The sequence below is a fragment of the Dyadobacter sp. genome (assembly GCF_051859145.1).
Classification (GTDB): domain Bacteria; phylum Bacteroidota; class Bacteroidia; order Cytophagales; family Spirosomataceae; genus Dyadobacter.
In genome coordinates this window covers 1-5,943 of record NZ_JBHYGF010000269.1, presented here as the reverse complement: position 1 = coordinate 5,943, position 5,943 = coordinate 1, and the positions used below count along the sequence as shown (strand labels likewise).

Below are 5,943 nucleotides of genomic sequence, written 5' to 3'. Positions count from 1 at the left end.
AAAAACACGCCATTCCCAAGGCAGTATGCCACCACCTCCAACCTGTTTATTTTCGTGTTCATGACGCTACTTCCATTTGGCTTGCTCCCGCAGTTTGTCGATTTGGGAGAGCGTTATATGTTTTTACTGATCCCGTTTAACATGATCGTCTCCTGGGTATTTATGTTCATGGAGTACGTGGGCGATATCAGTGAAAACCCATTTGAAGGGCTTTTGAATGACACACCGCTGGCTACGATCGTCCGCAACATCGAGATTGACCTGAAAGAAATGCTTGATGAAGATGAGATACCGGAGCGTTTTGCGCCTGTGGCGGGGATATTATTTTAGTAAAATAAGCTGATCATGAAAATGAAAACAGGTCTGTGCCTGCTGCTGTTTGTTTTTTCAAATGCCTTATTGGCACAGAAAAAGCCAAATGTGCTCTGGATTACCATTGAAGATACTTCGCCACGTTTTCTGGGCTGTTACGGTAATAAAGATGCCAAAACACCGGTAATGGATGCGCTGGCGGCCAGCGGTACTAAGTTTACCAATGCATTTTCAACAGGTACAGTCTGCTCCCCGAGCCGGACCGCGCTGATCACGGGTGTAAAAACCTATGAAACTGGTACCGGCCATCACCGCAGCAATTACCGGCTTCCGGCTGATATGCATGGTTTTCCATATTATCTGAAACAGGCGGGATACCATACTTCCAACAATGCGAAAACCGACTATAATGTAGCAGACGAAAAGGAGTTTATTGCCGATGCCTGGGACGAAAGTTCAGGAAAAGCAGGCTGGTGGAACCGGGAAGCAGGGCAGCCGTTTTTTGCAGTGTTCAATTTCAACGATTCGCATCAGTCTAGAACGATGACGGATTCGTATGCCAAATACGAAAAGGAAGTGCTCGCCGAGCTGTCAGAAGAGGAGCGCATTGGTGAAGATGCATTTGAAATGCCGCCCATTTACCGGGACAGTCCCGCAATGCGGAAGCAATTTGCGCGCGTGTACAATTCGCTGAAACTGACCGAAAAAAAGATTGGTAAGCTGCTAAAAAGGCTGGAAGATGAAAAGCTTAGGGATAGTACCATTATTTTCTTCTTTGGCGACCACGGCGAAGGCATTCCCAGGGGCAAAACAAACGGAATCGATCTGGGCTACCGTGTACCGTTCGTGATCTGGTTCCCGCCTATGTACCAGCATCTGTCGCCCTGGGCTCAGGGGGGCACCGACGAACTGATCAGTTTCGAAGATCTCGCCCCGACGCTGATCAGCATTGCAGGCGGTCAGCCACCCGCTTACATGAAAGGCAGAAAGCTGATTGGTCCGCAGCGTTCTACGCCTGTGGATCACCTTGTTTTGTCCTCCGATCGCTCCGACAATGGAATGGATATGGTTCGCAGTGTGACGGATGGGAAATATATGTACTCACGCAATTACATGCCGTTTATGCCTGAATTGCGCTACATCCGGTACATGGAAATAGCAGATATCAAGCAGCAAATGCGAAAAGATCTGGCAGGTAAAACGCTCAATGATTTGCAGGAAAGTCTCTTTGCGCCAAGACCGGCCGAATTTCTTTTCGATATCCATGCAGATCCCTGGGAAACAAAAAACCTGATCGACGAGCCGCGTGCACGTGCGGTGGCGGACAAGATGCGGACTATGCTGCGCACTGACCTGACCAATGCACGGGATGTGATGTTTTTACCTGAATATGAAATCGCATTGATCTCCGCCAACTCCACGCCTTATCAGTTCAGGCTTTCGGAAAGGGATTATGCTTTGAAGGAAATCATGAATGCAGCGGAGCTTTGCGGGAGGAGAGGTAAAAGTGTGGCTGTTCAGCAGCTGAAATTGTTATCGAGCCCGGACAAGATCGTTCGTTACTGGGCAATGCTCGGACTACGTGCGCAAAGTGCCGCATTGTTACGACCTTACCAGGAAATGATCCAGCGATCGGTAGGAGATACTTACCCGCCGGTAGCTATTACCGCAGCTGCTATTACCTTTGAGCTATTCGGCTATGCACCGGCGGCGGATCTTTTGAAAAAATCAATGCAAGCCGACAATGCAGAGCTGGCTTTGATGTCGATCAATTACCTGCTTTACATTCCTGACAAGCAGCCTTTTATAGATACTGTAAAAGCGGTGCAGCAGTCCGGGAAAACCTATGGGGATGAAAATAAAAGTCGTGCTTACAAGGTGAAAGCGGGCTGTATGGACTTTTTAGGGATTTTGGGACTGGTACCCAACACGCCCGATTACGCGGAATAACAGGATTATCAAATCGGCTTTTTGTCAATTGAATAAATAAAAATGATGCGAATTTTTAAACGGAAAAAACGAAGCGTACTGCTCGGTACTACATTTTTTGCATGTACTATCCTGTTGAGCAGCCAGTTTGCGGTGGCGCAGCAGGGATTGAAAATGTGGTACAAACAGCCCGCGCGCAACTGGAACGAGGCGCTGCCGATCGGGAATGGAAGAATAGGCGCAATGGTTTTCGGAGGCGTGGAAAAGGAGCTGATCCAGCTGAATGAAGAGACACTCTGGTCGGGTGGGCCGGTGAACAATAATCCCAATCCGCAGGCTGTGAAATACCTCCCGCAGGTGCGCAAGGCGCTTGAAAACGAGGATTATAAACTCGCAGAAGAACTTACCCAAAAAATCCAGGGCCCATTCACAGAATCCTACGAGCCACTCGGTGATCTGATGATCAGCCACGACCTGAAAGGTACACCCACAGCTTACCGCCGCGAGCTGGATATTTCAAATGCATTGTCGCTCACCAGTTTCACGGTCGACGGCGTGGATTATACCCGCGAAATATTCATTTCTGCGCCTGACCAGGTGATGGTGGTGAGATTGAAGTCCGGCAAAAAGGGTGCATTGAATTTCACAGCTTCCACTACAAGTCCATTGGTGCACCGCCAGCAGGTAATTGCCCCAGACCAGCTTGCTATGAAAGGCCAGGCTCCGTCGCATACGGATCCCAGCTACCTGCAATCGATGGAGATACCTGTGATTTACAACGATCCGGCGCAATGCCGCGGAATGCGTTTCGAGCTGCGCGTAAAAGTGAAGGAAAGCGACGGTCAGGTAAAAACCGACAGCGCGGGCGTACATATAAGCAATGCGAGCGACGTAGTGCTGCTCGTTTCTGCGGCTACCAGTTTCAATGGTTTTGATAAATGTCCTGATATGGAAGGAAAGAATGAAACCGAGCTGGTGGAGCGCTACCTTTCAGCGGCCGGGAGCAAAACTTTTGACGTAATAAAAAATACACACATCGCTGATTACCACGTCCTCTTTAATCGGGTGAGTCTGGTGCTCAATGGTAACCCGGTCCAGGATAAACCTATGGACGAGCGCCTGAAAAGCTATGCAGAAGGCGGGAAAGATGCTGGTCTGGAATCCTTTTATTTCCAGTTTGGCAGGTACCTTTTGATTTCGAGCTCCCGGCCCGGCGGTATCCCTGCAAATTTGCAGGGAATATGGAACAAGGAGGTAAGACCACCTTGGAGCAGTAATTTTACGACCAACATCAATACCCAGATGAATTACTGGATGGTGGAAACAGCCAATTTGTCTGAGCTGCACACACCTTTGCTCGATATGATCGGCAGAATGCAGGTGACAGGTACGCATATGGCGAAGAATTTTTACAATGCAAAAGGCTGGGTGCTGCACCATAACTCAGATATCTGGGCAACTACAAATCCCGTCGGCGGCAGTCCGTCCTGGGCCAACTGGCCAATGGGCGGCGCGTGGCTTTGTCAGCATTTGTGGGAGCATTATCAATTTACCGGCGACCAGGCATTTTTGACCAAAACTGCTTACCCGATCATGAAATCGGCTGCATTGTTTTGCCTGGACTGGCTGATCGAAGACAAAAGCGGCAGACTGGTAACTTCGCCGGCAACTACGCCCGAAAACATTTTTATAGACGAAAAGGGCTACAAAGGTTCCGTTTCGGTAGCCACTACAATGGATATGGCGATCATCTGGGACCTTTTTACAAACCTCATTGAAGCCTTGGAAAAAACAGGTACCGATGCAGAATTCCGCCAATTGCTGATTGAAAAACGCAGCAAGCTTTTCCCGATGCAGGTAGGCAAGAAGGGGAATTTGCAGGAATGGTATAAAGATTGGAAAGAGGCCGAACCGGAACATCGCCACATATCGCATTTGTACGGGCTTTTTCCTGGTCGGCAGATTTCACCTTTGTATACACCGGTATTTGCACAGGCGGCGCGCAAAACCATGGAGCTGCGCGGCGACGGCGGAACCGGGTGGAGCAAAGGCTGGAAAATCAATGTGTGGGCGCGGTTACTGGATGGAAACCACGCTTATAAGCTAATCCGCGAGCAGCTGAAACTGACAGGTGTGGAAGGTACCGACTATGCAAAAGGCGGCGGGACTTACCCGAACCTGCTGGACGCGCACCCGCCATTTCAGATCGACGGTAACTTTGGTGGTACCTCAGGTATTACGGAAATGCTGCTGCAAAGTCACGATGGCATTGTCAATGTACTTGCGGCGATCCCTGACAATTGGGAAACCGGCGAGGTGAAAGGTTTGAAAGCCCGCGGCGGATTTGAGCTTGATGTTACCTGGGCACAAGGCAGAATCACCAGACTGGCAGTGCGCTCGAAGCTAGGTGGGAATTGCCGCATTGCGGTTCCCAATGCATTGAAGTTGAACAAAAAAGCGCTTAAAGCAGCAGCCGGCGAGAATGTAAATCCTTTTTACAAAAACATACAAACCGCTGCCAAACCCGAAAAGCCGCTGAACAAGCTTTCATTTGATTTCATGACGGAGCCGGGCAAAGAGTACGTTTTAACAGCCAAATAAACCTACACACTCAGTCGCTATGCGGCTGAGTGTTGTTTTTCCACATCAGGAAGGAAATAAGTTAAAATTCCGATCAGCGGCAGGTAGGAGCACACATCAAACACATAGCTGATGCTGGTTTGATCGGCCAGCTTGCCCAATAATGCAGAGCCCAGGCCGCCCATTCCGAAAGCAAAACCGAAAAACAGTCCGGCGATCATACCTACTTTGCCGGGCATCAATTCCTGCGCGTACACGATAATCGCTGAGAATGCAGAAGAAATGAGCAAACCGGTACAGATAGAAAGTACGGTAGTCCAGAAAAGATTGGCGTAGGGGAGCAGCAGCGTAAATGGCGCCGCGCCGAGAATGGATATCCAGATGATGTATTTGCGGCCAAACTTGTCTCCCAGCGGGCCGCCTGCAAAGGTACCCACCGCAATCGCCGCCAGGAAAATGAACAGCTGGATCTGCGCACCTTTCACACTCAGATCAAATTTGTCCATGAGGTAAAAAGTAAAATAGCTGGTCATACCGGCCAGGTAAAAGTATTTTGAAAAAATCAGCAGCAATAAAATCAGCATAGAAATCGCTACTCTCCTGCGGCTGAGCCCGGTAGCTGCTTCCTTGATCGCCTTTGCAGCTTTGGGCAATGCGACGCTCTTGTACCAACTCCCGATCCGGGTAAGAATAAAGATGGCGAGTATAGCAGGTATTGTAAACCACATCACACTCTGCTGTCCATAAGGTACCACGATGAGCGCAGTGAGTAGCGGCCCCAATGCACTTCCCGCATTTCCACCCAACTGAAAAATGGATTGCGCCAGTCCACGCTTGCCGCCGGACGCGAGGTAGGCCACACGGGAGGATTCAGGATGAAATACCGAAGATCCCATTCCGATGAGACTGACAGAACCGAGTATCCAGTAGTAGCTGGACGCGTAAGACAAACTGACCAGACCGAGCAGGGAAATGCCCATTCCAATTGCCAGTGAGAATGGCTTCGGGTATTTGTCGGTATAAAATCCCACGAACGGTTGCAGAATGGAGGCGGTGAGCTGAAATACCAGGGTTACCATTCCGATTTGGGCAAAATCAAGATGAAAGCTGGTCTTGATCAAT

4 protein-coding genes are annotated in these 5,943 nt (G+C 49.5%); 3 read left to right on the top strand and 1 reads right to left on the bottom strand.

What is annotated here, in order from left to right; genetic code table 11:
* The 3 genes from ACTIE6_RS15720 to ACTIE6_RS15710 form a co-directional block, all read left to right on the top strand.
* Positions 1-330: bestrophin family ion channel (locus tag ACTIE6_RS15720; RefSeq protein ID WP_439557542.1), on the top strand; the 330-nt coding region annotated here is incomplete at its 5' end.
* Between the two features lie 15 nt (positions 331-345).
* Entirely contained in the window at positions 346-2,262 is a 1,917-nt protein-coding gene (locus ACTIE6_RS15715; RefSeq protein WP_439557541.1) for a sulfatase family protein, read from the top strand.
* Between the two features lie 42 nt (positions 2,263-2,304).
* The gene (locus tag ACTIE6_RS15710; protein ID WP_439557540.1) at positions 2,305-4,842 is read left to right on the top strand and encodes a glycoside hydrolase family 95 protein; all 2,538 of its coding nucleotides are present in this window, start codon (positions 2,305-2,307) and stop codon (positions 4,840-4,842) included.
* Positions 4,843-4,859: 17 nt separating this feature from the next.
* On the opposite strand, the gene ACTIE6_RS15705 is transcribed toward ACTIE6_RS15710, so the two are convergent.
* Positions 4,860-5,943, bottom strand: a 1,084-nt coding sequence (locus tag ACTIE6_RS15705; protein WP_439557539.1) for an MFS transporter, incomplete at its 5' end; no start/stop codon positions are given.